This is a genomic window from Streptomyces ureilyticus (assembly GCF_011045025.1).
Classification (GTDB): Bacteria; Actinomycetota; Actinomycetes; order Streptomycetales; family Streptomycetaceae; genus Streptomyces; species Streptomyces ureilyticus.
In genome coordinates this window covers 1-26,307 of sequence record NZ_JAAKZX010000135.1, presented here as the reverse complement: position 1 = coordinate 26,307, position 26,307 = coordinate 1, and the positions used below count along the sequence as shown (strand labels likewise).

Annotated in this window: 20 protein-coding genes and 1 pseudogene; 10 read left to right on the top strand and 11 right to left on the bottom strand. The window is 68.2% G+C overall.

All coding sequences use genetic code 11. The annotated features are described in order from the left end of the window. Positions 1–957 precede the first annotated feature (957 nt). Complete coding sequence (locus G6048_RS32275; RefSeq protein WP_165343139.1) at positions 958–3,072, bottom strand: hypothetical protein; 2,115 nt, start codon at positions 3,070–3,072, stop codon at positions 958–960. 160 nt (positions 3,073–3,232) lie between these two features. On the opposite strand from G6048_RS32275, the gene G6048_RS32270 reads away from it, so the two are divergent. Further along, entirely contained in the window at positions 3,233–6,373 is a 3,141-nt protein-coding gene (locus G6048_RS32270; protein ID WP_165343138.1) for a tetratricopeptide repeat protein, read from the top strand. 387 nt (positions 6,374–6,760) lie between these two features. Here G6048_RS32270 and G6048_RS32265 read toward each other — a convergent pair whose 3' ends face one another. Next, positions 6,761–7,258, bottom strand: a complete 498-nt coding sequence (locus G6048_RS32265) for a toll/interleukin-1 receptor domain-containing protein (protein WP_165343137.1) — start codon at positions 7,256–7,258, stop codon at positions 6,761–6,763. A gap of 283 nt (positions 7,259–7,541) precedes the next feature. Here G6048_RS32265 and G6048_RS32260 point away from each other — a divergent pair, with 283 nt between their 5' ends. Further along, a complete protein-coding gene (locus G6048_RS32260; protein WP_165343136.1) occupies positions 7,542–7,712 on the top strand; it encodes a hypothetical protein in 171 nt (56 codons plus the stop codon). Positions 7,713–7,714: 2 nt separating this feature from the next. On the opposite strand, the gene G6048_RS51560 is transcribed toward G6048_RS32260, so the two are convergent. The 4 genes and pseudogenes from G6048_RS51560 to G6048_RS32240 all read right to left on the bottom strand — a co-directional run bounded on the left by G6048_RS51560 (position 7,715) and on the right by G6048_RS32240 (position 10,974). Then, entirely contained in the window at positions 7,715–7,945 is a 231-nt protein-coding gene (locus G6048_RS51560) for a hypothetical protein (protein WP_328827593.1), read from the bottom strand. A gap of 721 nt (positions 7,946–8,666) precedes the next feature. Then, positions 8,667–8,930 carry a GlsB/YeaQ/YmgE family stress response membrane protein gene (locus G6048_RS32250; RefSeq protein ID WP_165343135.1) on the bottom strand — a complete coding sequence of 88 codons (264 nt, stop codon included), beginning with the start codon at positions 8,928–8,930 and terminating at the stop codon, positions 8,667–8,669. Positions 8,931–8,976: 46 nt separating this feature from the next. Next, positions 8,977–9,609: pseudogene (locus G6048_RS32245) on the bottom strand (ion transporter); the annotation flags it as partial. Positions 9,610–10,248: 639 nt separating this feature from the next. After that, positions 10,249–10,974, bottom strand: a complete 726-nt coding sequence (locus tag G6048_RS32240) for a MarR family winged helix-turn-helix transcriptional regulator (protein ID WP_165343134.1) — start codon at positions 10,972–10,974, stop codon at positions 10,249–10,251. Positions 10,975–11,084: 110 nt separating this feature from the next. Here G6048_RS32240 and G6048_RS32235 point away from each other — a divergent pair, with 110 nt between their 5' ends. The 8 genes from G6048_RS32235 to G6048_RS50140 all read left to right on the top strand — a co-directional run bounded on the left by G6048_RS32235 (position 11,085) and on the right by G6048_RS50140 (position 19,354). Beyond that, the gene (locus tag G6048_RS32235) at positions 11,085–12,056 is read left to right on the top strand and encodes an aldo/keto reductase (protein WP_165343133.1); all 972 of its coding nucleotides are present in this window, start codon (positions 11,085–11,087) and stop codon (positions 12,054–12,056) included. Between the two features lie 77 nt (positions 12,057–12,133). Continuing rightward, positions 12,134–13,225, top strand: coding sequence for a Gfo/Idh/MocA family protein (locus G6048_RS32230; protein ID WP_165343132.1), 1,092 nt, complete (start codon positions 12,134–12,136; stop codon positions 13,223–13,225). Between the two features lie 194 nt (positions 13,226–13,419). Beyond that, on the top strand, positions 13,420–14,535 hold the full coding sequence (locus G6048_RS32225) for an NAD(P)-dependent alcohol dehydrogenase (protein WP_165343131.1): 1,116 nt from the start codon (positions 13,420–13,422) through the stop codon (positions 14,533–14,535). A 47-nt stretch (positions 14,536–14,582) separates the two neighbouring features. Then, a complete protein-coding gene (locus tag G6048_RS32220) occupies positions 14,583–15,665 on the top strand; it encodes an MBL fold metallo-hydrolase (protein ID WP_206342395.1) in 1,083 nt (360 codons plus the stop codon). A gap of 49 nt (positions 15,666–15,714) precedes the next feature. Beyond that, positions 15,715–16,620, top strand: coding sequence for an NADP-dependent oxidoreductase (locus tag G6048_RS32215; protein WP_165343130.1), 906 nt, complete (start codon positions 15,715–15,717; stop codon positions 16,618–16,620). Positions 16,621–16,671: 51 nt separating this feature from the next. Continuing rightward, positions 16,672–17,394 carry an alpha/beta fold hydrolase gene (locus tag G6048_RS32210; protein WP_059302981.1) on the top strand — a complete coding sequence of 241 codons (723 nt, stop codon included), beginning with the start codon at positions 16,672–16,674 and terminating at the stop codon, positions 17,392–17,394. Between the two features lie 156 nt (positions 17,395–17,550). Continuing rightward, positions 17,551–18,678 (top strand): Gfo/Idh/MocA family protein, encoded by a 1,128-nt coding sequence (locus tag G6048_RS32205; protein ID WP_165343129.1) that lies wholly within the window; start codon positions 17,551–17,553, stop codon positions 18,676–18,678. 286 nt (positions 18,679–18,964) lie between these two features. After that, complete coding sequence (locus G6048_RS50140) at positions 18,965–19,354, top strand: LLM class flavin-dependent oxidoreductase (RefSeq protein ID WP_328827581.1); 390 nt, start codon at positions 18,965–18,967, stop codon at positions 19,352–19,354. Positions 19,355–19,450: 96 nt separating this feature from the next. Here the strand turns inward: G6048_RS50140 and G6048_RS32195 are convergent, their stop codons facing one another. The 5 genes from G6048_RS32195 to G6048_RS50135 all read right to left on the bottom strand — a co-directional run. Beyond that, a complete protein-coding gene (locus G6048_RS32195; RefSeq protein WP_165343128.1) occupies positions 19,451–20,041 on the bottom strand; it encodes an antibiotic biosynthesis monooxygenase in 591 nt (196 codons plus the stop codon). A gap of 27 nt (positions 20,042–20,068) precedes the next feature. Beyond that, complete coding sequence (locus tag G6048_RS32190) at positions 20,069–21,508, bottom strand: aldehyde dehydrogenase family protein (protein WP_165343127.1); 1,440 nt, start codon at positions 21,506–21,508, stop codon at positions 20,069–20,071. A 158-nt stretch (positions 21,509–21,666) separates the two neighbouring features. Beyond that, positions 21,667–24,438 carry an ATP-binding protein gene (locus G6048_RS32185; protein ID WP_165343126.1) on the bottom strand — a complete coding sequence of 924 codons (2,772 nt, stop codon included), beginning with the start codon at positions 24,436–24,438 and terminating at the stop codon, positions 21,667–21,669. Further along, complete coding sequence (locus G6048_RS32180; RefSeq protein ID WP_165343125.1) at positions 24,438–25,340, bottom strand: LLM class flavin-dependent oxidoreductase; 903 nt, start codon at positions 25,338–25,340, stop codon at positions 24,438–24,440. Before G6048_RS32180 ends, G6048_RS32185 begins: the two co-directional genes overlap by 1 nt. Then, positions 25,337–26,307, bottom strand: a 971-nt coding sequence (locus G6048_RS50135; RefSeq protein WP_408056191.1) for an FAD-binding oxidoreductase, incomplete at its 5' end; no start/stop codon positions are given. The genes G6048_RS32180 and G6048_RS50135, both read right to left, overlap by 4 nt.

The following is a 26,307-nucleotide window of genomic DNA, read 5'->3' as shown; positions in this document are numbered from 1 at the left end:
CTCGATCAGCGCCCACAAGTCGTCGTCCACAATCCACGGCCGAGTACTCACGCCATCACGAACGGCCGAAGCCTTACACCGGTCACGGCCAACCAGGACGTTGCAGCAAGATCGTGTTACGAGCTCTAAGCACCTGCTCTATGGCGACGGCTTTTTGTGCACGCCGCGCCAGAACCTGAACGGCCTCACCGCTCTACCGCAAGGCCGCCGTCTAGATCGGGGTCTTCCACCGGCAGGGCAGCACTGTCCGGCAGCACCACTCCGACTACACGGCTGGCGGCGCCAAGCACCCGCGCAAAAAAAGGGGGATCTGCTGCGCCGCCGCACCCGTCTCGTCGAACATGGCATACATCCGGTCTCCGAATAGGCGACCGCATCGCCCCCGAACCTCAGGAGTCGATCAGCCTTCCGGGGCTTCCACCCCGAAGGTCCCACCCCCGTACTTGCGGTATCTCGTCCCATCTGAACAAGTAGTTCATCATCGATTCACCCTTCCCAGCGAACGTGGTGATTCAACCCGCTGGGACGGTGCCGGAGGCTGTGAGCGGTAGTAGAGGAACCGCAGAAGGCGAAAAGCGCGCTCGCAGTTGACGTCGTTGCCAGCCAGCGCTGTCCCCGCGACGATGACGATCCCCGCGATTGCGCGAAGTTCGATCCCCGTCGCGAGGAAGCAGAGTACGGGATGGATGACGGATGCCGCGGCCGGTCCGCCGTCGCCCAGCACGACCTTCCCGCTCGTGCAGCGCTTCGCGGGCTGTCAGTACCGAACACCGCAGGAAAGAGGACCTGTCAACAGCACCACGACTGCCTGTATGAAGGCGCCGAGGAGGAGACGGTCATCGAAGTGCCGGAGCCTCCCTCGATGCGGTTACAGGTCGCCCTGGAGCCGATCGATGAGTAGGGCGGCATAACCAACCTGAAGTTCAAGGACTTGATGCGCCGTCCGCTTCGGACCAGTCAAGGAGTTCCTCTCAGGTATCCGGTTATCCACCAGGTCGAGTCGGGCCCAGTGAGATAGTCGACGCGCAGGGAATGGCATGCCGCTCCGGGACGGCGCAGTTCGGTGATCACATCTGTCAACCGGTCACCTAGACGTTGGTACACCTCGGCAGCAGGAGTCTCCCTGCCAGCGCGGGCACGTTCGACGGTGTGCCAGTTACTCAGGAACTCCAGCGCCATATCGACGACGCCGCGGGCTGCAAACGCGGTCAACTCGTCGGACGGAGCGGTGAAGTGGCCCTTGTGAATGACCATGTTGCGGGTGGCATAGAGCCATTCGAGGACGCTTCGGTAGGTTCCGGCCTGGATTTCGAGCCAGTTCGCCAAGTCCTTGGGAGCAGCGAGTCGGGAGCGCCACAGGGAGAGAGTCTCGGCGGCAAGTCCTTCGCAGCGGGTTGCAAGGTCCGTGGCAGCGTCCTTGGCCGCCTGCAGGCAGGACGAGATGCCTGATTGCGCGGGGAGCAGGACGTCGAGCCAGGCGTCGACAGACTTCAGGTGTTCCTTGCTCCCTTCGGTTGTCACATACGCACCCAATGCTGCCATGTCGGACGTGATCGCCGTCTCGGTAACCTGGAGGTCCATTTCCACGCGCTCCAGCCGCGCACGCGCGGTCGCTGCGAGTTCCACGTGCGTGTTGAGCGCGGCCTGAGCGTTAAGGCTGTCGGACTGGGCGCAGAAGTGCGCCGCGGTCTCATGCTTCTTGAGTTGAACCTTTTCCATCTCCACGGCATGGCGCTGGTGGTCAAGCCGGGCACGGGCAGCAGAACGGAGTACTGCATGAGTCGAGGCAAGGTGTCGGCGGAGTGTCTGCAGGGCGCAGGCTCGAGCCAATCGTTCGACTTTGTTTGCTGCCAGGCCAGTCGTCTCCAAGGCACTCCAGGACAGAGCGGCGCTCGCCATGGGTGCGTCCACATGGCGAGCGAGGTTGGCCGCCCTCATCGCAGCACGCAACGAATCGGGCATGTAGCCAGTGAGCGGGTAGGCCGTACGCCGCCCCGGGCTGCGCACGGTGCCCATTGCGTGCCGGTCAGACGGTGACTCGACCGACCACGTTGGAGCCAGTTGCAGGTCAATGAGTCGATCGCCAGCCGCATAATGATCCAAAGCCTCGCTGAGCTCTCGCCGCGCGATTCGCGCTGCTGTGCCGGGGTCAGCTGCCTCGATCCGAATGCTAACCAGAACAGCGGAGCCTTCAAGGGGGCCGACGAAGCGTACAAACTTGCGGAGCGGAGCTCTCGTGGGCAGTTTGTCTTCCTCCTGCCCGACCCACAGCCCCCACTGCTGGCTGCCAGGCAGGAAGGTCGCAAGGCCGCGAAGCTCCCGTGTTCCGTGCACGGCAAGCGTGACCCGATGCGAACGGTTGGGCGGCCACAATGCGCTCTTGACGGCGTCCGCACTCACCGCGCCGCAGGAGATGAGATTCACCAGATCGGTGTAAAGCGCAGTCGTGTCCCGGCCCTCAAGGGCAACGAGCAACCCGATCTCCGCAGCCATCTGCTCCGCGAGGTACCGGTCGCTGACTGCACCAGTCCACAGCGGCTTCACCCACCCCTTGATTGCCTCGCTAAGCGGAACGAGGAGGCGGTCGAGCTGGATCGCCGCCTGCCGTGCCTGATTCTGCGGCGTGGAATCCCTACGCTGTGAAATCAGGCTTGCAATAGCGACCATTTCCGTCTCCGCCAGCGCAAGATCTGCTCGGCCACCCAGGCGGTAGGCACCTGCCGCCTGCCGGGTCGAGGAGATCGCCGCGTCAACGACGCGACCAAGCAGTTGCCATCTCGGCTGCCCCACGGACCCGTGGCTCTCGAGTGCTGTCTGCGCACGAATCAGTGCGACGAGTGCACTCGGCAGTGTTGCAACGTTCTGGCCAAGGTGGCTGCTGCCATCGAGGGCGGACAGCACACGTTCCAGCAGGCTGCGTTGTCCGGCGTGCATCGCCGCCGAGGTGGAGGCTTGTAGCCATTCAGGGTTCAAGTACCGCACGAGCGAACCGTACGCTTGATCGGCTCTGCCCGCGGCATCACCGCTTCGGGGCAACCCCCTTGCGAGATACGGTACATGGACGATCCGCATGCCGGCTCCTTGCTCGAGCCTCCGGGAACCTCAAACTCGTCGCGCGGATCAGCCGGGTACACAACCGATCAACATGAACCACTGTCAGCGCCGCCGGGTAGCGTGGCCGTGCACAAGGCTGGGCAGAGAGTCGCCGGGCAGGCGGGGCAAGGAGGAACCGGTGGCACCGAGGCCGGGTGGGGAGACGGACAAGTTCGGCAATCGCTACGAGGGCGCTTGGACAATCAGGCACGCCCTGTACGTCCTACTCGGGCAGGGGGACTCGCTCACCCTCGAACCGAGCGGAGTCCTCGGTGAGGGGACTGAGTTTGCCTATCGTCACAATGGCCGCACCGAGGTACATCAGGTCAAACGACAGAACCGCAATGCCAACGGATGGAACGTCGCATCCTTGGAGGCAAAGGGGATTTGGCGGCACCTGCGCACCCACGCCGAGGCGAGCCATGACTTCCACTTCGTCTCCATGGTGCCGGCCCGGCCACTTCAGGAACTCGGCGACCGCGCCCGCCGCTCCGACGACTTTTCCACTTTCATCCGTGATTGGCTGACGGACCAACTCCGTGCCCCCTTCGACGAACTCGCGGCCCCCGGGATATTTGGCGCACCGGAGACAGTATGGCGCATGCTCCGCTCTCTGTGGGTGGAGTGGCCCGATGAGCGCGACGTGGTCGCCATGAATGCAGCTCTCGCTGAAAAGGTTCTGTCCGGGGCTCCCGGCCGACTGGCGGCCCTCGCCCTGGGTGACCTACTCCTCAACTCCCTGGGTACGCGCCTCGACGCGAGAGCCATAATGGCCCGACTCCCGCAGTACGGGCTGTGGCACAACGTCAAACCGGAGAACTCCGCCGCCATGGCACCGGTGAGTGGGATAGCCCAGACCGCCCCCGACCGTGTTATCCCTCGAACCACTCCTGCCCTCTCAGGACTGCCCTCACCTTCCGGCACGTTCACCGGTAGAGACGCCGTAGTAGCAGAGCTACTCTCGGCGTTGGATCCGGGTACCACAGGCGAGGGGCCCTCGGTCCACGTGGTGGCCGGACTGCCTGGTGTCGGAAAGACTGAGCTGATACGACAGGTTGCCCATCGCGCCCAGGACCAGGACGGATGGTTCTGCGGTGCCCTTGCAGTCGAACTCTACGGGTACGACCCTGCCCGCCGGCAGAGCCCCGACGAGGCGCTCGCTTCGATGCTCCGGGGGCTGGGCATCGACCACGAACACCTCCCTGTAGATCTAGAGGACCGCGCGCGACTGTACCGATCGACGCTGCGCAGCCGAGCCGACCAGGGCCAGCGCACCCTGATCGTCCTCGACGACGCCATGGACAGTGAGCAGGTCCACCCCCTCCTCCCGGGCGACGCGCGAGTCCCCGTACTCATCACCTCACGACACACACTGTCCGAACTGGACGCCCGCCTGTACGACCTGGCCGTGCTCGATCCTGCGGACTCCGTTGACCTGCTCCGTCTTGTCCTGCGAGCGACCCGGGGCAAGGGAGATACACGGGTCGAGGATGCTTTCGACACTGCTGAGGCCATCGCCCGGCACTGCGGACACCTGCCACTTGCGTTGCGGATCGTCGCCGCCCTCCTGGCGGACCAGCCCGACCGGCCACTGTCCTCGATGGCCCAGGCTCTGGACGACGAGCATCGCCGCCTGCGTCGGTTGAGCCGGGGGAATCTCGCGGTACGAGCCGCGTTCGAGCTGTCCTACCGGCACCTGCCGCCGGACCAGGCGCGGCTCTTCCGACTCTTCGCTCTCAACCCTGGCCCCGATGTCTCGACCGAGTCCGTGGCCCACCTATGCGACATCGATCCCGACACGGCCGAAGAACTCTTGGGAGCCCTGGGGCGCGGTCACCTGGTCCAGAGCTCGGCTACCTACGGCCGGTGGCACATGCACGACTTGATCAGGCTCTACGCGGACGAGACCGGGCGGACGGAGCGCGCTAGCACCGATCGCTCCGCTGCCCTGGACCGGCTGGTCCGCCACTACGCAGACCGGCTTGCTGAGGCGCACGACCACCTTGTCCCGGGTCAGTCCCCGGCGCCCCGTTTCGCAGATCGGGGCGCAGCACTCTCCTGGCTGGACGAAGAACGCGCGAACCTCGTCGCGACCATAACCGCAACGTCTCCCACAGATAACCCATACGTCATCATGGAGATGGCTGGACGCATCGGCGACTACCTCAAACTGCGCCGCGGCTACGCCGAGTTGACGGAGATATACGACAGCGCACTCAGGTGCTGCGCCGGAAGCGCCCCTGCCGCCTTTCGAGCCGCCTTCCTTGACGCACAGGCATGCGCCCTCAGAGGTCTGACCCGGTTCCCGGAAGCGGTTGCCGCACACGAGGAAGCCCTACGGATCCATCGCGCGGAGCGGTCCCTCTTGGGTGAAGCCGAGGTTTTGACCAACCTCGGTCACACGCTGCATGAAATGCGCGACATCGATCGCGCCGTGCTCGTGCTGCGAAAAGCCGTCGTCCTGCAGGGCAAGGCAGGGAACCTGCGAGGCGAAGGCGCTGCGCTCACCAACCTCGGACGCGCGCTGGACGAGTCGGGCCGCTACGAGGAAGCGGTGGGCGTGTACCAGCGGGACATTGAAATTTGCCGCCGCATCGACGACTGGCACGGTGAGGCGGTCACCCAGAACAATCTCGGCCTGGCCCTCAGGGAATTGGGGCGGGCCAGCGAGGCTGCGGTTGCCCACACAGCTGCACGGGACGCCTTCCACAGGGCCGGTGATCACCACGGTGTCGCCATGGCCCTCACAAATCTGAGCAGTGCGCTACGCGCAGGCGGACTCGGTGACGGATCAGACCTCCTTGAGGAGGCTGCCGCCCTCTGCCACGACCTCGGAGACAAGCAGGGCGAGGGCGTCGCGCTGACGAATCTCGCCACCAACCGACTCAATGCGAAGGCACCAGCCGAGGCCGTCCGGATACTGATGAGCGCGTATGACCTGCTCAAGGAAGCCGGGGCTACCCACGCGCTGGCCAAGGCGCTGATGAACCTGGGCAAGGCATGGGGGGTACTGGGGCGACAGGACCGGGCCATCGAAGCGGTCCGGGAGGCGATCACGCTCTACCGGACGGCTCGGGACCGTCACGGGGAGGGGAGAGCCCTCTTCCTGCTCTCGTCAGCCTTGTGGGCGACGGATCCAGAAGAAGCCATCTCAGTTGGTACAGCTGCGGTCACGGCGCTCGGCGAGACGGACGACGAGACGCTGACCGGACAGGCAACAGCTCTCCTGGCCACGATGCGGGAATCCATCGACGGCGGCGAAATACAGGCGAGTTTCTAAAGCCATTACGTCCTTGCGGCGGTGGCGCCCCACAGAGCTGCCGCCCGCCCTTCTATCTGTCCGGGAGTGCTTGTGGCAGAGGGGCCTCGATGCTGCGCGATCCACGCCATCCGAGGCCCGCAAGGAGGCGACGCGGTGCGTGGGCGACCTGTCACGCCCGTGCAGCCAACCAACTGCCCGACCGCGCGGCTGGATAGTCGGTTACTCCACGCTGCGGGACTGGGCCAGGGATCGCGTTGTCCAGCCTCGCCGCACTCCGCCCTCCGACTCCGCCGAGCACGCCCAAAGTCACCGGGCGACTCACCCGCCGCCCGATCGTGCAGCAGACCCGCCCCTTCGTGTGACCTTGTTCGGTCTCTTCGCGTGATCTTCTCCGGCGTCCGGACGTCAGGCAGCGGGAAGCGCGGCGGCAGCAGCAGCGATCTTGGCGGCGACGGCGTCGAGCGACGACTCCTTCGTGCTCAGCCCGGAGTGCGACGCGAGCATGGGGCTGACGTCATAGAGCTCGTCGAAGGTCACCCCGTGCGTCACGGGCACGACGCGGTTGGTGCCGAGCAGGACGGCGAGCTCCTTCTCGGCGATCCCCTCGTTCTTAATGCTCTCGAGCAGGGCTGGCGTGACCAGCACGATGCCGATCCGGGAGTTACGAAGCCCCTTGTCGATCTCCCGCATCTGCAGCGAGCCCAGCGGGATGTCTTCCTCGCTGAACCACACCGTCGCACCGCTCGTCTTCAGGTGACCGTACAGCTCCTTCGCGCTGCCCTCGCGGTCGTTCCAGGCGTGGCAGAGGAAGAGGTCTCGCTTGTCCGGGTGTACCTGTGCCTGTACCGCAGCCTTGTCGGCGTAGGGCTCGACCGCCCGCCACTCGGTCGGGGTGTACGACACCGTCCTGCCGGACCTGGTGCGCCGCGAGGTGCCGCCGCCATACGACCCGCCGGACGACCGACCGCCACCGCCGCCACCGCCGTAGGAGGGTCCGGACGAATACGACGGGGTGTGCGACCTCCGTCCCCAGCTGCTGCACGCTGGGCAGTTCGCGGCCCCACTCGCGGTGCGGTGGCCTCGGGAGGGTGCTGTGCATTGGGCCATGCGCCCATGGTAAAGCGAACCTCCGACACAGTGTCGTGGTTTGTTGAACGGCCGGCAGCAGCACGTTCAGGGCCGTCGCGTGCGTGGTTCGTCGGTGCTGAGCGACAACTGCCGCAGGCACTTCCCGGGGCAGGGTGCGAGCTTCACGCCGTTCGTGTTCCGGCAGGATCTACTGATGCTCCACGGGTCCGCCTGCGACGAGTGCACCGCCAGTTTCGAAACCAAGGGCGTGACCGTCAAGGACCTCTAGCGCTACGAGACGGCCTTGCCGCCTGACGCCTTTCCGTGGCGGAACTCGACCACGTCCCCGTCCTGCATGTCGGCGTCCTTGCCCTCCATCCGCGCCTCCCACTTCGCGCGGGCCTTGCCCACCGAGCCGGTCTCCACCAGGTCGTCGGCGCCCCCGTGGATGGAGAAAAGCGACCGACAACGGAGTGCGGGCGACATCACCAGCCGTTCTTCATCGTCCCGAAGGGCAGCCACCGCAGGATGGAGAGAACCCGGTCGCGTGGGAACCGGGATCGCTCAGAGCATCGGACCAACCAAGCACAGCAGGTCACGGGCCCCGCTGGTCTCTTCCGGAACATCTGATCTGCACGATCCGGCGGCCCCGTATTGAGCGTCACCAGCCCTCGGCGTCACATCATCACTCGCAGCTTTGACGCCACCTGACCTGCCCCATACACACCTGACACCCCATCAGAACGAGCGTCAAATGAGCGTCACGAGCGTCATTTCAGCGTCAAGATATCGCCCGTAACGCCCACACCGCACATAATGCGCACTCACAACACCCCAGGTCAGGAGCTCTTAGCGGCCGGTTCGAGGATGGCGACACACTCCACATGATGCGTCATCGCGAAACATGTGGACACGAAAGCGTGTGGAAATACGTGCAGCTCAACAGCGCGCGACACGCAAATCCGGCATACGGGTCACGTCGTTACGGGCATAGTGTGCGCTACGTGCGCCATCATGACGCACGCCGCGTGCGCAACCGAGCGCTTCAGACCGAACGAGAACTGCAGCCCTCACCTCCGCGAAGGAGCAGCACTGCACGCCACGGAAGGGGCTATTTCGCGGCCCGGGCCGGGCGCTTCCAGGCCGCGCTCACCGAAAAACGCCAAGGCCACCTCGGAACGCTGTCGCCCCAGCTCGCGTGGCTGCGAACGTACGGATCCGCGCAGCCGAGGTGTCACGCCGGTCACCGGCGGCCGGTGAACCGCTCCACTCCGACGACGCCGAGCGCGGTGAGACCGATCTGGATGGCGAGTTCGATCCAGGCGATGCCCTTGGTGTCGGCGACGTTGAAGGCGCCGGCGATGGCCGTGCCGGCCAGGGCCGCGACGATGCCGACCAGGATCGTCCACCAGATGCCGATGCGCTGGCGGCCGGGGATGACCAGGCGGCCCGGGACTCCGATCACGACGCCGATCACGATCGCGGTGAAGATGCCCGAGATCTTCATGCCCGTCAGCCTCTCCTTGACCCGACGGTTCGACACAGCTGTCGAGTTACGGGTTCCCCCGCAGCGGCGGTGCAGTAGCTTCCGTGCCAGTCGGGCGGGGCACGGAGAGGATCGCCAGGCTCTCCTCCAACTCGTCGAGTGCTCTGCGCGCCGTCGTGATGCGCTCCCGTAGCTCCTGTTCCGACAGCGGCCTGGGCGCGGACGGCGGGCCTGGGTCCGTCTGCTCCTGGTCGTCGGCCTGCTCCATGGCCCGCGCCTCCTCAAGGGAGGTGATGACGACACTGATGAGGACGTTGACCAGAACGAAGGAGGCGATGAGGACGTAGCTGGCGTAGTAGAGGATGCTCCAGCGAGAGATCTCCAGGCCCGCGCGGACGGCGTCACCGAGGCCGTCGAGCGTCATGAGCAGGAACAGGGTCAGGACGGCGCGGCCGATCGAGCCGAAGTGTTCGGGGTCGGCGCGGGCGAAGAAGACCCAGCCCACCATCGCGTAGACGTACAGCAGGAGTCCGCCCACGAGCAGGAAGCTGACCGTGCCGGGCAGGCTGCGGCCCACCGCGACGAGCACGATGCGCAGTTGGGGCAGGAAGCGGGCGACGCGCAAGACGCGGGCGAGGCGGAGAAGTCGCAGCACGGTGGTGTTCTCCCGGACGACGGGGAGGAACGCGCAGGCCACCACGAACGTGGCACTTCCTCAGGGTCTCGACCGAGCCGGATGGAATCGGCGAGCAGGGAGTTGACTCGGCGCGCTGTGGGCTCAGTGGCGGAGGATGGCGCTGGCCGCCGACCGGCGGACCACGGCCCCGCAGAGGCGTGCGGCTGGCATGGCTTTCTCGATGTCCTGCGACAGCAGTTGTCGACGACCACGGCAGACACCTGCGGCTCGAGGAAAGTCGATGCCGACGAGTTCGGGAGACGGTTGTTATGCCCTGTAGCCAGCGCTTTGCTCACGCCGACGAAGAGCGCGGACGACTCACACATGCCTCCGCTGTTCCGCTGTTCGCTGCTTGCCCGAACTGGCAGCCGAGGTGCCCCACGAACAGCGCGGGACGCTGCTCTTCAACGTCGACAGAGCCAGGCGCGTCCGATGAAGATCTTGAGCCAGCCGCGACGACTCGTTGGGCGGCGATGGCGGCACCCCCTTGCCGAGCCGCCCTCGCATTCCGGCTCACACCCGCTTTGGGTACGCAAGTTCATCTCCGGCAAGAGCAAGCAGAACGCCGTGAAGTCGATGGTCGTCACGGACGGTGAAGGTCGCGTGCTGTGGTGCAGCCCAGCACGGCCCGCAAGCTGCGCGGACCTCACTCACGCCCGCCAGTCAGGGCTGGCCGGGCTCTTGGCCGGCGGGCCCGCGGGGAGTCACGATCAAGGTGTCGGCCGAAGGCTGTGAAGCCGGATGAAAAGCGGGTGACTGGCCGTCCACCGCGCCGTCATCCGGAGACGAAGCCGCAGAGCTCGCGTCGGGTTGCCCGCGCTTGATGGCCGCGTCCACCGCCGCACCGATGCGGCGCAGTGCCGCCAGCTCCTGAGGACCGAGATCATCGATCAGGTACTCGCGGACTGCGGCGACGTGTCCCGGCGCCGCCGCCACCACTACGTCGTAACCGGCCTCGGTCAGCGTCGCGGTGGTGCGCCTTCCGGAACCGGGGATCCGCTTCCGTGCGAGCAGTTCGCGCTTCTCGAGCCGACCGACGACATGGGACAGCCTCGACAGTGACGCAGCCGTTCGCGCGGCCAGGGCGCTCATCTGCATGGTGCGGTCCGGCTGCTCGGAGAGGACCGAGAGCACCATGTACTCGAAGAAGGTCAGCTGAGCCTCGCGCTGCATGCGCGCATCCAGCGCGGCCGGCAGGCTGATCATGATCGCGGAGTTGGCCAGCCACGCCGCCAGCTCGTCGCCGTTCAGCCATCGCGTCTCGGCAACCGGACCGGTGGACGCCCCCGAGCCGGAGCCTTCGTCGGCACGAGCCGTCGCCTCGGATGTCGGCCCGTTCCGTGGACGCCGACGGCGCCGGCCGTTCGTGTCATCTGCCGTGCTCGCCATGAGGACATCCTAGACCCACTTATTGACGCGTCAAGTTCGAAGGAGTAGAACTTGACGCGTCAAGTTCGCTCTGCGGCGCTGAGGCCCGCCCCACACGGAATGGACAACAGATGCAGTCCACGTCGCTCGGCAGGCTCGATGTCCCGCGCATCGGCCTGGGTGTCATGGGGATGTCGGCGTACTACACCGGCGCCGGCCGGGACGGAGCCGAGTCGATCCGCACCATTCGTCGCGCCGTCGACCTCGGTGTCACCCATCTGGACACCGCCGAGGTGTACGGCCCCTACGTCAACGAGGAACTGCTGGGTCGCGCGATCAAGGGCCGCCGGGACGAAGTCGTCCTCGCCACCAAGTTCGGCCTCGTCTCCCACACCGGCCGGCCGGGCCCGGACAGCACCCCCGCCAACATTCACACGGCTGTCGACGGCTCACTGCGGCGGCTCGGAACCGACCGCATCGACCTCTACTACCAGCACCGGGTCGACCCCAACACTCCCATCGAGGAGACGGTGGGGGCGCTGAGGGACCTGGTGGAGGCGGGCAAGGTCCTCCACATCGGACTGTCGGAGGCGGCAGCGGCGACCATCCGCCGGGCCCATGCGGTCCATCCCGTGGCCGCCGTCCAGAGCGAGTACTCGCTGTGGACGCGGGACCCGGAGGCCGAGGTACTGCCCACGCTGCGTGAGCTCGGCATCGGACTGGTTCCCTATGCACCGCTGGGACACGGCTTTCTCACCGGTGACATCCGCACCCTGGACGGCCTGGACGCCGCCGACTGGCGTCGCTCCAATCCCCGGTTCACCGGCGACAACCTCACGCGCAACCTGCGCATCGTCGACCAGGTGCGCGAGGTCGCCGACGAGGTCGGGGCCACGCCCGCGCAGGTCGCTCTGGCCTGGCTACTCGCGCAAGGAGACGGCATCGCGCCCATTCCGGGGACGAAACGCATCGACCGCCTCAAGGAGAACAGCGCCGCCGACGGCATCCGACTCACCCCGGGCCAGATCGCCCGCCTGAACAACCTCACACCGGCGTCCGGCGAACGCCATGCCGAGCCCGACATGGCCGCCGTCAACCAGTGAGAGAAGCGCCAACGCGCCGATTCACCCCGCGCACCACACCACGTCTTGCTGCAGCGAAAGAAACGGAACACCACATCATGTCAAGCAATCTCATTCGGGTCGGCATCATCGGCGCGGACACGAAGGCGAGCTGGGCGGGCGCATCGCACATACCCGCGCTGGCGGCACAGCCCGACTTCCACCTGGCCGGTGTGGCGACGCGGCACGAGGAGAGCGCGCGCGGCGCTGCCGAGGCGTTCGGCGCGGAGCGTTGGTTCGCGGATCCCTACGCGCTCATCGGTGACCCTTCGATCGACCTCGTCACCGTCGCGGTGAAGGTCCCGGCTCACCGCGAGCTCGTCCTGGCGGCCCTCGCGGCGAACAAGGCCGTGTACGCGGAGTCGCCGCTGGGCGCGACCGTGGCGCAGACGGAAGAGATGGCTGAGGCGGCCGGCTCACTGCACACCGCGATCGGCCTGCAGGGCCGGCTCAACCCCTCGGTACGCCGCGCGGCGGAGATCATCGCTGAGGGCCGGCTCGGGCGGCTGCTCTCGGCGCGAGTCGCCGCGACGAGCTTCGGCAACGGCCCGGAGTCGGTGAGCGCGTACGAGTACTTCGACAAGGCAGCGTCCGGAGCCGGTTTCCTCACCATCGCCGCGGGCCACGTTCTGGATGTGGTCGAAGCTGTTCTCGGCGACATCACCGAGATCGACGCCCGCACCGAACTCCTGTGGCCTCAGGTGAAGTTGGTCGACACCGGCGCGATGTCCGCCCGCGAGGTCCCGGATCACCTCGACGCCATCGCCAAGACCTCCTCGGGGGCGCCGGTCGGGGTGCAGATCCTGGCGGGCGTGCCCGCCCCCGACGCCCACTTCAGTCTGGAGGTACGCGGATCGGAGGGCTGGCTGAAGCTGACGGGCGACCACCCCGCGGGCGTTCAGGTCGGCGACCTCACCCTCTCGTCGAGCGTCGACTACACCGCGCCCGACCGCCCGGTCGCCACCGGCGCGGGACCCACCGCCGCCGACATCTGGACGGGCGCTTCCATCAACGTCGGCGAGGTCTACGCCAGCCTGGCCCGCGACATCACGAACGGCACCCACCACACCCCGGGATTCCAGCACGCCGCCCACAACAGCCGTCTCATCGCCCGAGTCGAACAAGCCGCCCGGACCGGCGTCCGGCAGTGACGCCACCGCACCTCGCGGCACCGTGCCTACTGCCGTGACGGATACGGCGACCGATCCGCGAGTACGGGCGGCCGACATAGGTTCGGACTCGCTGAAGGGTTCCTGAGGCCCGCCCCCCCGATCAGGGAGTCGTTGATGATGTCAGTCCCTCGTCACCATGGCCCTCGCGGCGCTTCGCGGCAGGCTCACGGCGTATGACCACCTCCGCGCGCGCCGCTGTTCTCGAAGCGCAGGACGGGCCCTTCGAATTCCGCGACATCGAGATCGAGGACCCGCGGTCCGACGAGGTACTCGTTCGCATGGTCGCGACCGGAATATGCGCGACCGACGCTCATGTGCGGGCACAGCGCATGGCGACGCCGCTGCCGGTGGTGCTGGGGCACGAGGGAGGAGGAGTCGTCGAACGCGTGGGTGCCGCTGTCACCACCGTCGAGCCCGGTGACCACGTCGTCCTCTCCTACCACTCGTGCGGCCGCTGCAAGCCGTGCATGTCCTCGCACGCGGCCTACTGCGACAACGTCTGGGCGGCCAACTTCGCAGGTGCCCGCCTGGACGGCTCGAACGGTCTCCACGTCGCCCACGGTGCTGAGCCGCACGGTCACTTCTTCGGCCAGTCCTCGTTCGCCACCCACGCCCTGACGCACCAACGGAACACGATCAAGGTCCCCCGCGATCTGCCCCTCGACGTCATGGCTCCGCTGGGGTGCGGGCTGCAGACGGGCGCGGGGGCCGTACTCAAGGCCCTCGCCGTGCCGGCGGGAGCGTCCTTCGCGGTCTTCGGCGTGGGAGCGGTGGGCCTGGCGGCGGTCATGGCGGCACATGTCGCGGGTGCCACCACCATCGTCGCCGTCGACGTCGACGCCGGCCGCCTCGATCTGGCCCGTGATCTCGGAGCGACGCACCTCGTCGACCCCGGCCGGGTCGAGGATCTGACCGGCGCGCTCCGCGCCGTCGACGAACGCGGTCTGGAATACGTCCTCGACACGAGCGGCCGCGCGGAGAACCTCGACGTCGGGGTCGGCGCCCTGGCACCGATGGGCCGATTCGGCTTCGTGGCGTTCCACGAAGGAGCGGGCGCCGTGCTCGACGCCGGCCGGCTCACGCTCGGCCAGTCGCTTCAGGGCATCATCCAGGGCGACGCCGTCTCGTCGCTCCTGATCAACGACCTTGCCCAGCTCTATCGAGCGGGCCGGTTCCCCATCGACCGACTGCTGTCCTTCTACGACTTCGCCGATATCAACACCGCGTTCGAGGATGCGGGCTCAGGCCGCGTCACCAAGGCGGTCCTTCGATTCACGTCACCGGGATAGACCACCCGTTCGACAGCTTCCCAAGAACACAGAAAGGCGTCCCGCCGATGTGCCAGAGCAGTCAGATACCCATCAGCGTCGAAGAAACCCCGAGCTTCTACGGGATCGACCACTATGGATTCCCCCGCGCGGGGGCGGACGACCCGTTGGACCCCGCGGGCTATTACCCCCCGTATTTCCAGAGCGAGCACTTCCAGAAGTACGGCTACCACGTGGAAGAACTGCGCGGCGGCTTCTACTGGGTCACCAGTGCCGGCTACGACGCCGCATTCGTGGTGACCGAGGAGGGCGTGGTCGCGATCGACGCACCCCCGACGCTGGGCGAGAACATGCTGGCGGCGATCGAGGACGTCACCGACCGACCGGTGACCCACGTCATCTACAGCCACTGGCACGCCGATCACATCGGCGCGGCCTCCGTGTTCGGTCCCGACGTCGAGATCGTCGCCCACCGCATCACCAAGGAACTCCTGGAGCGCTTCCCCGACCCGAAGCGCCCCCTGCCGACGAGGACGTTCGACGACGAACTCGTCCTCGAAGTGGGCGGCGTGAGCCTGCAGCTCTCCTACAGGGGAGAGAACCACTGCCCCGGCAACATCTTCATCTACGCACCGCGGCAGAAGGTGCTCACGGCCGTCGACATCGTCAGTCCGGGAAGCGTCACGTTCATGCACTGCGACGCCTCGCAGAACATCTCCGGCTGGTACGAAGCTCAGTCCCAGATCCTCGAATACGACTTCGACTACTTCGTCGGCGGGCACCACATGCATTACGGCACCTACGAGCAGGTGAAGCTGTGCGTGGAGTACTTCACCGACGTGCTCGAGGGGGCGACTGCGGCGGTCGAGCGGTTCAGCCGCTCGGATGCGCTCGCCGACATCGTGACCGGCACCGGCTGGGACAGGATCTTCGTCGGTACCGAGAACTGGATCAGCTCCATGGCGAACTACACCACCCGCCACGTCCTCGAGAAGGAGACGAGCGACGGCCGGCTCTGGTGGGAACGGCTGGCAGGAGCCACCACCCAGACCAAGTACCACGCGTACACCGTGCTGGAATCCATCCGCCTCGAACGGCCCCGGCCCGACTACCGCCTGCGGGGCGAGAATCCTCCGGTCTTCCTGACCTGACACCGTTCTGAACGGTGCGAGCAAACCCTTGTATACAAGAAGGATCATCATGAAAGCCGTCGTCATCACCTCGTTCGGCGAACCCTCCGTGTTGCGGGTTGCGGAGGCTCCGCGACCGGTGCCGGGTCCGGGTCAGGTACTGGTGCGGGTTCACGCCGCGGGGGTGAACCCGGCGGAGATCCAGGCACGCGCTGGAGTGTTCCGCCTGCGTGCTCCCGCCATCATCGGATTCGAGTTCGCCGGCGTCGTCGAGGCGGTCGGCCCGGGCGTCGACGAGGGCGTGGTCGGCGACCGCGTCGCCGGGTGGCCGGACTCCGCCACCCAGGGCTCGTACGCCGAGTACACGGTCAGCAGCAGCTTCGCGACGATCCCCGACGGCGTTTCCTTCGAGGAGGCCGCGGCTACTGTCATCGGCGCCGACAACGCGGCGAGGGCTCTCGGGCTTCTGAACATTCGCCCGGGTGAAACGCTCGTGGTCACCGGCGCGAGCGGTGCTCTGGGCGGCGCCGCCGTGCAGTTCGCGCGACAGCGCGGTGTGACGGTGATCGGCCTCGCCGGGACTGACAACGCCGACTTCGTCAGGAGTCTCGGAGCAACCCCTGTCGCCCACGGCCCGGGCCTGGTCGATCGCATCCGTGCCGCCGCTCCGGGCGGGGTCGACGCCGCGCTCGACACCGCCGGCAAGGGGCTCCTTCCCGCCCTCGTCGATCTTCTCGGCGGCCCCGACCGGATCGTGACGCTCGCCGACCGCGATGCCGCACTACACGGCGTCGCATTCAGCCCCGGGGGCAGCGGGAACCGCGACCGCGGCCCTGTCCAGGAAGCCCTGAATCTGATCGCCGCCGGCGCATGGACCGCACGCATCGGCCGGAGCTTCCCACTCGACGAGGCCGCGGACGCTCATCGCCTCGTCGCCACGGGCCACACCCACGGAAAAGTCATCCTCCTTCCCTGACTCGGCCGACCGGCCATTCAACCACGACAACAAACAACTGGAGAATCCGAAATGCCTGCAGTCCTCGTCCATGGTGTACCTGATACCCACCGGCTTTGGGACACCGTCCGTTCCCATCTTCAACGCGAAGATATTGTGACGATCGATCTCCCCGGGTTTGGCGTACCCCTACCAGCGGGATTCACGTCGACGAAAGAAGAGTATCTCGATTGGCTTATCGAGAAGATCGAAGAAATCGGCGAACCCGTCGACCTGGTCGGTCATGATTGGGGGTCTCTGCTCACGGGCCGTCTCGCGTCTGTCCGGCCAGATCTGGTGCGGACATGGACAGGCATCAGCGGACCGATCGATCCGGAGTATCCGTGGCACTATCTTGCCAAGATCTGGCAAACGCCGGGCGAGGGCGAGCAATGGATGGCAGACCTCGACCTCGAGGAGTTCGCAGCAAGTCTCAACGAGGCACAGATGCCGCGCGACGCGGCAGACGAAGCGGTCCGGCATATCGATGCCACTATGAGGGCAAGCATTCTCGCCCTTTACCGTTCGGCGATCGAGGTCGGGGCGGAGTGGAAGCCAGGTTTGAGCAAGGTGACCGCACCAGCGCTAGTGATCTGGGGCCTGGACGATCCGTTCCTTCCTCACCGCTTCGCCGACGAGCTCGGTAATGCCACACGCGCACGTGCCGTCTTCAAGCTGCGCAGCTCGCACTGGCCGATGATAGAGCGTGCGGCCGATGTCGCGCGCGAACTCGAGGCCCACTGGGCTCACGTGTAGAACCTGCGCTTGGGTCACTCGGGCTCACCATGGCGAACGGCAATAATTGCTCGCTCGCCATGGTGAGCCCGAGTGCCCACGCATTTGTCCGGAAACGAATCATGGTGACGCAGCCCGGAGAGCGTTGCCGGGGCTGCACACGGCAGGAGCATCCTAATGACGAATTCAGCACATACCCGGATCGGCGTCGGCCTTGTCGGGGCCAGTGCCGATCGGGGTTGGGGCGGAATTGCTCACGTCCCGGCGCTGCAGGCGCTCGACGCGTTCCAGATCCGCGCCGTCAGTACGACTCGTATGGAGAGCGCGAACGCGACCGCTCGTCGGCTGGGCGCCGATCTCGCCTTCGACACACATGAGGCTCTGGTCGTGCGACCGGAGGTCGACCTGGTGGTGGTCGCGGTCAAGGTGCCGGAGCACCAGCAGATCGTTTCCGACGCGCTGGCCGCGGGCAAGATGGTTTATTGCGAATGGCCGCTCGCAAGAAACCTGTCGGAGGCCGAAGCGCTGGAGGGGTTTGCCCGCGAGCGGCGGCTGCGGACGGTTGTCGGGTTGCAGGGCGGCCTGCACCCGCCGGTCCTCTTCCTTCGCGACCTCATCGCGCAAGGCGTGATTGGCAAGCCGCTCAGCACGAGCATCCGAGCGCATCTGGCCGACGACATGTGGGTCGGCCGATATGACCCGCCGGTCGAGTACATGGCTCACGCGAAGAATGGCGCCACGCTTCTGAGCATCATGCTCGGCCACGGGCTCGAACCGCTTGCGCGCGCGCTCGGCACGTTCGAGAGTCTGTCCGCCGTCGTCGCCAATCAGCGCGGTGACGGCGTCCGCCTCTCCGATGGCGCGTCGCTGCCGAAGGACGCGCCGGATGAGATCGTCGTCGCCGGCGTTCTCGAAGGCGGGATCGTCACTTCGCTGCACTACAGCGCCGGGCAGTCTGCCGGCTCGGCGATGGTATGGGAGATCCAGGGCACCGAGGGCAGTGTGCGTGTGGAGTCGGCGTCGGGCTACATCCATTTCACCGATTTCACTATCACGCTGCGCCGCGGCAGCGAGCCTGTCCAAGTGCTAGAGGTCCCCCCCGCCTATGCGGCTCCCGACCTGCAACTCGACGCACCCGCAGCGGGGGTCGCCCGCCTCTACGCCCAGTTCGCCGCCGACCTCCGCGACGGAACCGCCGATGCGCCGGATTTCACGGTCGCACTCGATCGCCACCGGGTACTCGAGGCGATCACACGGGCCGCTGAAACAGGTCATCGGCAGCATCTGTCCCGCCCGACCGAATGAACGCCCATCTTTGAACCCGGGAGAGGCACTGCCGCAGGACCCGAGGAGATGGCGATCCGCGAGCCAACCCTGACTTGATCACACAGAGCTGACCCGCACCGTGTCGAAGAACTCTGCCAAGACGCGCGCCTCGAGGCGCTGTCCGCCATCTCGCCGGCGGCGTCCCGGCCGCGCTCGTCGAGTTGCGCGAGCTCGGCCGCACTACCTGACTCACTACATCACCCGGTCGCTCCTCGAAGCCGGCGGATGCAGACCGCAACTACACCCTGACCGCGAAGAGCCCTCCATGGACACGGACACGATTCCGTGGCAGCTGCGCACCATGCTCGACCCGTTCGTGACGCTGAGCGTTGCCGCGAGCCTCACCGAACGGGTGCTGCTGGGCACATCCACCCTCGTCGCACCCTGGTACTCCCCCTTGCTGCTCGCCCGGTCGCTGACCGGTGTCGACGTGGTGAGCGGGGGCCGTCTCATCACCGGCCTCGGAACCGGCTGGTCGTCCGAGGAGTACCAGGGAGTGGGCGTTCCCTGGCAGGAGCGGGGCGCGCCCCGGGGCCCCCGATCTACCCGTCCGGCTTCGCCCCGGCCTCCCGACGCCGGGCGGCCCGCCGCGCGGACGGCGTACTTCCCGTCGCGGTGCCTGTCCGGGGTTCCGCATTCGACCCCGCCACCGTGATCAACCAGCCGCTGCGGGAGATCCGTGCCGGAGATCATGGAACTGTCCCGCTGAAAGCCGAGCCACAAGACGGCGCGGTCCGCCCCGGGGGCCGCGTCATCGCGTCGGTCGCTCGCGCGCGGTCGAGGTGGCGGCATAGAGCCAACGGCGCAGGACGAGGGTCACAGCCGGCATCATCAGATACGTCATCAACGTACTGAACAGCAGCGCGAGCATCAGCACCCGCGCCACAAGCGGCCAAGCACGGAGCGCCGGCCCCAGAAGACCGTTGCCGATCAGGGAGATCGGGAGTACGGCCGCGAAGGCGGCGAGCGCCATCTTCCACCGAGGCGGCGCCGTCGTGGGCGTGTCGTGCGCAGTGGTGAACAGGGTCTCCATTCCGGAGAGTTCGCGACGCGCCACCTCGCTCTGATGATGGCCCTCGCAGTGGTCGAACAGTGCGGCCCGCTCAGGTGACATCGTCCAGTGCCGCGCGGACTCCTGGTCGCGGAACCGGTGGATCAGAACCCATGGCCCGGCGGCCGTGGCAGGCCGGAACAACCCGTCCCCCAGGTGTCCGGGAAACGCTGAGGCGGTGTCGGTCACCCGCCCGAACCACTCCCGGAAGTCCTGCTCGTAGCCGGGTTCCACAGCGCGCGCGGTCAGCAGGGTGACGTCGGCCGGGCCGACGTCGTCCGTCTCGGTCATCGATTCTCACTCCGCCGTCGAGAGCTGTCAGAGCTGCGGTGCCACATGCACGAGGTGCTTGGTCTCCTGGAATTCCTCGATCCCGCGGATGCCGTTCAGGCGGCCCACTCCCGACTGCTTGAAGCCGCCCTCCTCGAACTGGTCGTGGACTATGGCCCAGGTGTTGGTCCAGACGGTCCCGGCCCGCAGTTCGCGGCCGACGCGCAGGGGGCGGTCGACATCACGGCTCCAGATGCTCGCGGCCAGGCCGAACTCGGTGGCGTTGGCACGCGCCACGGCGTCGGCCTCGGAGTCGAACACCTCGAAGGTGGCGACCGGCCCGAACACTTCGCGCTGCACGATCGGCGAGGACACGTCGGCGACCTCGATCAGGGACGGGCCGAGGAGCGCCCGATCCCGCTTGCCCCGCACCAGGACGGTGGCGTAGTCGGCCGCGGCGGCCACGGTCTGTTCGACCCGTTGGGCGTTTCCTTCGTCGATCATGGCGCCCATCTCGCTGGCGGGGTCGTCGCCGGGCCCGACCCGGACCGCTTCGAGGGCGGCGACGAGCCGCCGCCGGAGTTCGTCGGCCACGCCGCGCTGGACCAGTATCCGGCTGCCCGTCATGCAGAACTGGCCCGCGAACATGGTGACGGCCTTGGTGAGCACGGGCACGACGGCGTCCAGGTCGGCGTCGTCGAAGACGAGCATCGGCGTCTTTCCGCCCAGCTCCATGGACAGCGTTTTCAGCGTCGGGGCGGCCTGTTCCATGATCACGCGGCCGACCGCGGTGGAGCCGGTGTAGCTGAGCACGTCGACGTCCGGGGAGGAGACCAGCTCCGGAGCCCCGGCGTTGCCGCTCTCGGTGAAGACGTTGAACACGCCCGGGTCCAGGCTCGGCGTGTCGGCGACGATCTCGCTCAGCACTCCGTTGACCAGGCCGGTCTGCGCCGGCATCTTCATGACCACGGTGCAGCCGGCCGCCAGGGCGGGTGCGAAGGATCGCGCCGAGAGGATGACCGGTGAGTTCCACGGCACGATCACCGCGGCGACGCCCGCGGCTTCGCGCAGGGTCATCGAGTACATGCCGGGCCGTACTTCGCCGGCCCTGCCGTGGTCGGTGAGGGCCAGCGCCGCGTGGTAGCGGAGCTTGGGGATGGTGCCTTCGACTTCGATGGCCGCCTCGGAAAGCACTTTCCCGTTCTCCCGCGCCAGGAGGGTGATCAGTTCGTCCTTGCGCTGCTCGAGCCGGTCGGCCAGTTCGTGCAGCGCTGCCGCACGCCGGTGACGGTCGCGGGACCAGGCGGTGGAGTCGAAGGCCCTTCGGGCCGCGGCCACGGCGGCCTTCGCCTCCCGCGCACCGCCGTCGGCGAAGGTGCCGAGCAGGCCGTTGGTCGCGGGGCTGCGGGACTCGCCGCGGGAGCTGGAGTCCTGCCACTGCCCGTCGATGTAGTGGCGCGCGTGGGGCAGGGTTTCGGACTTGGGCATGAGGTGACCTCTCATCATGCGTCGCACGGCATTTCGCCGCGGGTACGCGGGACAACGTCAGCGACGCTACAAATCAGGGCCGGTGAGCGAATCGGGCGGGCAATCCGTCGTTTCCGCCGGAGGCGTCGCGCGCCCGCTCCGCCGCGGCCTCCCTGCGCTCACGGCAGCTCGCAACCGGCGTGGAGGTGGCTCAGCTCGGTTCGGGTGTTGATGCCGAGCTTGGCGAACACGTTCCCGAGGTGGTGGCCCACGGTGCGGTGGCTGATCCGCAGCTGTGCGCCGATCTCGCGATTCGTCAGCTGTTCGGCGGCCAGTTGGGCGACTCGCTGTTCCTGGGCGGTGAGCCGGTTCATCGCCCTGATGTCCGAGCTTCCCCGGCGTCCCGGCGCTCCGGTGAGGTCCTGCTCGCGCTGCGCGCGTTGGCGCAGCGGCTCGGCACCGAGCCGGTCGAACGCCTCCAAGGCGGCGCCGATCCGGACGCGCGCGTCGGTCCGCCGGCGGCCCCGTCGCAACCACTCGCCGTAGGACAACTGAGCGCGCGCGTAGAGCAGCGGGTGGGATCGGGCACCCGGCACGTCGAGTGCGGCCCGGAAGGCACCCTCGGCCCGGGCGCCGCCGAGGAGCCCGCGCGTGACGTGCGCGGCACAGCGGGCCCACGGCGCTCCCGTGCGCCGCGCCCAGGCTTCGAGCACCCGTACCCGTTCGTCCGCGAGGTCGCTTCTGCCGACGCCCACTGCCGCCTCGGCCGTGTCGAGAGCGGCCAGGAGCGCGAAGGTCGGGTGTTCCGCGCCATGGCCCGGCTCGGTCAGGCGCACCAGGATGTCCAGTGCTTCCTCGGGACGCTCGCGAAACAGCGAGGCCATGCCGCGGTTCCAGTACGCGGCGGCGCTCAGCGCGCGGACGCCCTGCGGGAGTGACGTCTCCAGAGTCCTGGCGGTGGCCTCCGCGACGGCGCGTTCGTCACCACGCGCCGCGGCGAGCCAGCCCAGGCTGGTGAGGCAGTGGGAGGCGATGTGGTCGGCACCCAGGTCCCGGGCCAGCCGCAGTCCCTCCGCGGCCGAGGACTCCGCTTGCGGCCAGCGGCCGGCAGCGTTGTCGAGCATCGCGGTCTGGGCCAGGACGGCGGCGAGCCGAGCGCGCTCGCTGCACCGCCGCAGGTGCGGCAACCGGCGGCGCAGCGCATCCGCCATCGGCTCGTCGATCCCCCAGGCCACGGCGAGGGGTGTCGGCGGCAGCAACGGCAGGATGGTCGTACGGGCCCGCGCGGCGGCATCACCGAGGTCGCAGGTGTCCGCCGGCGCCGCGTCGGCAGACACGTCGTCGCTCCACCAGGCAAGCGTGCCGAGTAATCCGGTCCGGCCCCCGACCTCGTCTTCGAGCAGCAGCTCCAGCGCTCTGACCCGCAGGTCGCCGCGTCCGACGGACCAGGCGGCGCGCATGGCCAGCGTGCCCAGTTCCAGCGCCGTTCCCGGTTCCGGGACGCGCTTCATGTCGGTGATCAGGAAGTGGTGCGCCATCTCGGGCATGCCCCGGGCGAACTCCATGATCCCCCGCAGACCCCGGCTCCGCCGGGCGACGTGAGCACCGGGGGCCAGCCGTTCCGCGTCATCGAGCAGGCGCTCCACCGTGGCTGCCCACCCGGCGTCCCAGGAAGCCCTGGCCGCCTCGGCAAGACGTTGTGAGGCGTCGATCGGTGCGGCCGACAGTTCGGCGGCCCGCCACCACGCCCGTGCCGCCGTGTTCGTGGCCCCGCGGAGCCGGGAGCGGACGGCGGTCCGTTCGAGGAGCCGCGCGACGTCCTCATCGCGTCCGTGGGCCAGAGCGGCGAGATGCCATGCGCGCTCCTCCGCCTCGTCCGGCATCGTGGCGGCCAGGGCGCGGTGAGCCCGGCGCCTCGTCGCGGCACCGCAGCCCTCGTAGACGGCTCTGCTCACGACGGGGTGCCGGAAACCGACGCGGTTGCCCGCCACGTGGAGCAGGCCCGCGTTGGTCACTTCCTCCCAGACGGCGTCACCGGCACCCGACGCACGTCCCGCCCGCTGCACCGTGAGCCGGTCGCCGTGCTCCTCGGCCGCCGCGAGCACGGTCAGCAACTGCGCCGGAGGGCTCAGGGCCTCGATCCCGGCACGGAAAGCCCGCTGCAGGCACGGCCCGACGGGCGGTCGTCCTCGCTTCCGGCGATGCTCGGCGTCGTCGAGGTCGCCCCCGAGCGTGGCCAGTTCGTGCAGCGCCAAGGGGTTGCCCCCGGCCTCCCGGACCATGTTCCGCGTCGTCGCCTCGTCGGTGAGCGGCGCCACGGCCGCCACAAGCTGCCGCGCGCTCTCGTCGCTCAGGCCGTCGACCCGCACGTCGGCCACGCCTTCCCAGGGCCGGGCGGCCGGATCGCTGTGATCGGCGAGAACGACGACCACGGGATGCGCTCCTACGCGTCGAGCGACGAACCCCAGGCACAGCGCGGTGGCCTCGTCGAGCCACTGCCCGTCGTCCACCACGACGAGCACGGGCTGCCGCTCGACGAGTCCGCAGAGCAGCGACAGCACGGCCGCCCCGACCACCAGGCGGTCCGTCGGCTCACCGCTCAGCCCGAGCGCGGTACGCACAGCGGCGGCCTGGGCCGTCGCCAGCAGCTCGACACGATCGGCCAGCGGTCGTAGCAGCCCCTGCAGCCCCGCGAAAGTCAGGTCCGACTCGGGCCGGGTGGCCGAGTGGCTCAGCCGGACGAAGTCCGCGGCCTGGCCGTGCACGTGGTGAAGCAGAGCTGACTTGCCGATACCCGGCTCGCCCCACACCACGAGCGCGCCACCGCTCCCGCCGCGGGCCTGCGAGAGCAGCCCGTCGAGAACCGCGGTCTCCTCGCGGCGTCCGAACAGCTCCGTCGGTGCTGACGCTGTCGCAGCTCCGTCACCCGGCCTGCCACGCGCGCACCGCATCACGTCACGCGTTCGGACTGGACGAGTTCGCGGGCGCGCGGCGCGACCTCGTGACCGAAGAGGTTCAGGTCGGCAGGCTCGTCCGAGGCGAGGATGAATCCGGATACGCCGTACTGCAGGGCGAGGTCGGCGATCTGTTCGGCCCAGTCGCCGGAAGTCCCCTGCAACAGGCCGCCGCCGGCGCCGGACGTGAATCGGCCGCTCAGGTTGAGCAGGCGGCTGACCGCCGCGGGCTCTCGACCGGCGGCGGAGGCGGCCTCGTCGATCTGCTCGTTCATCGCGCGCAGCGATGCCGGGCCCTCGGGCAGGAATCCCAGGGAGGGCAGCCAACCGTCGGCGATCTTGCCCGTCAGCCGGAGCATGCGCGGCTTGTAGGCACCGATGCGGATCGAGATGCGATGGGCGGGTGCCGGGCCGCGCTTGGCGCCGTTCACGGTGTAGAACTCCCCGGTGACACGGAGGGGACCGGTCTCGTCGGTGGCCCACAGCCCCCGGATCACCTCCACGGCCTCCTCCACCGCCCGCACGGCCTGGGCGGGTTCGAGCCGGCGGCCTCCCATCGCGACGATGCCGTCCCAGAACGCGCCCGCGCCGATGCCCAGTTCGACTCGCCCGCCGGTCAGCCGGTCCAGGCTCGCGGCGGCGCGGGCCAGCACGGCCGGGGGCCGCAGCGGAAGGCTCAGCACGTTGCCGCTGATCCGGATCCGTTCGGTGCGTGCGGCGACGTACGACATCAGGGTCCAGGTGTCCTGGAACGCCGACTGGTAGGGGTGGTCCTGGAAGCTGACCAGGTCGAGGCCGGCTCTCTCGGAGGTCTGGGCCAGCTCGACCGGCGCCTGAGTCGGGTGGGCGGTGGGGGTGATGAAGCTGCCGAACCACAGTTCGTGGCCGTAGTCGCTCATGGGGTGCTTCCTCCGGGGTGGTTCGCGGCGGGTGTGAGGGCGAAGTTGTCGCCGAACACGCCCTCGGGGTCGTAGACGCTCTTCAGCTCACGCAGACGCGTGAGGGTCCGTGGGGGCCAGGCCGCGGCGATCCGCTCGGGCCGGAGGCTGGACTCGAAGCTGATGTAGAGGCCGTCGAGGAAAGGGCTCAGCCGGGCCCAGGCCCGGTCGACCACCTCGTCGGCACCGCCCATCACCACCAGCGAGAAGTTCGCGTCGCGGTGGGCGTAGGCCGTGGCGTCCGAGGGAACATCGGCGACGGCGCCGCCGACCGAGCGGAGCTGGAACCATCCGATCGCGCCGCTGCGGATCGTGCGAGCCGCCGCCGCGGCGAACTGCGGGGTCACGTGCCGGAGCAGACCGCTGCGTGAGACCGGTTCACCGTGGGAGACCGGTGGGTCGTCGCTCGCGTTGTCCATCACGGCCGCGTAGGAGGTGATGACGATGTCCTGGGCGTACATCGCGGAGATCGCGGCCAGTGGCTCCAGCCGGGCGCGCACGGTCTCCGGGTCCGAGGCGTCGACCATGGTGTGGCTCACCGCGAGCGCCGGTCGTCCGCCGCGCGGGGGCGGCACAATGAGGAAGCTGGTGAGGTCCCGCGGTGAGTCCTCGACCGCCCGGCCCCACTGGACGAGGTAGCGCTCGAGGTCGCTCGCGTCCTGGGTGAGCCGGGCGAAGGCGACCGCGCCCACGTCGTCGGCCTCGAACTCGAAGGCAGTGACGATCCCGAAGTTCGCGCCCGCCCCTCGCACGGCCCAGAAGAGATCGGGGTTCTCCGAATCGTCGGCCCGTACGACGGAGCCGTCCGCGAGCACCATCTCCACGGCCCGCAGGCGGTCGATGGTCAGTCCGTGCCCGCGCGCGCCGCTCGGTCGCCGACAACGCCTCCTCCGGCCTGTTCGTCCTCGGCGCAACACCAGTGCCGCTG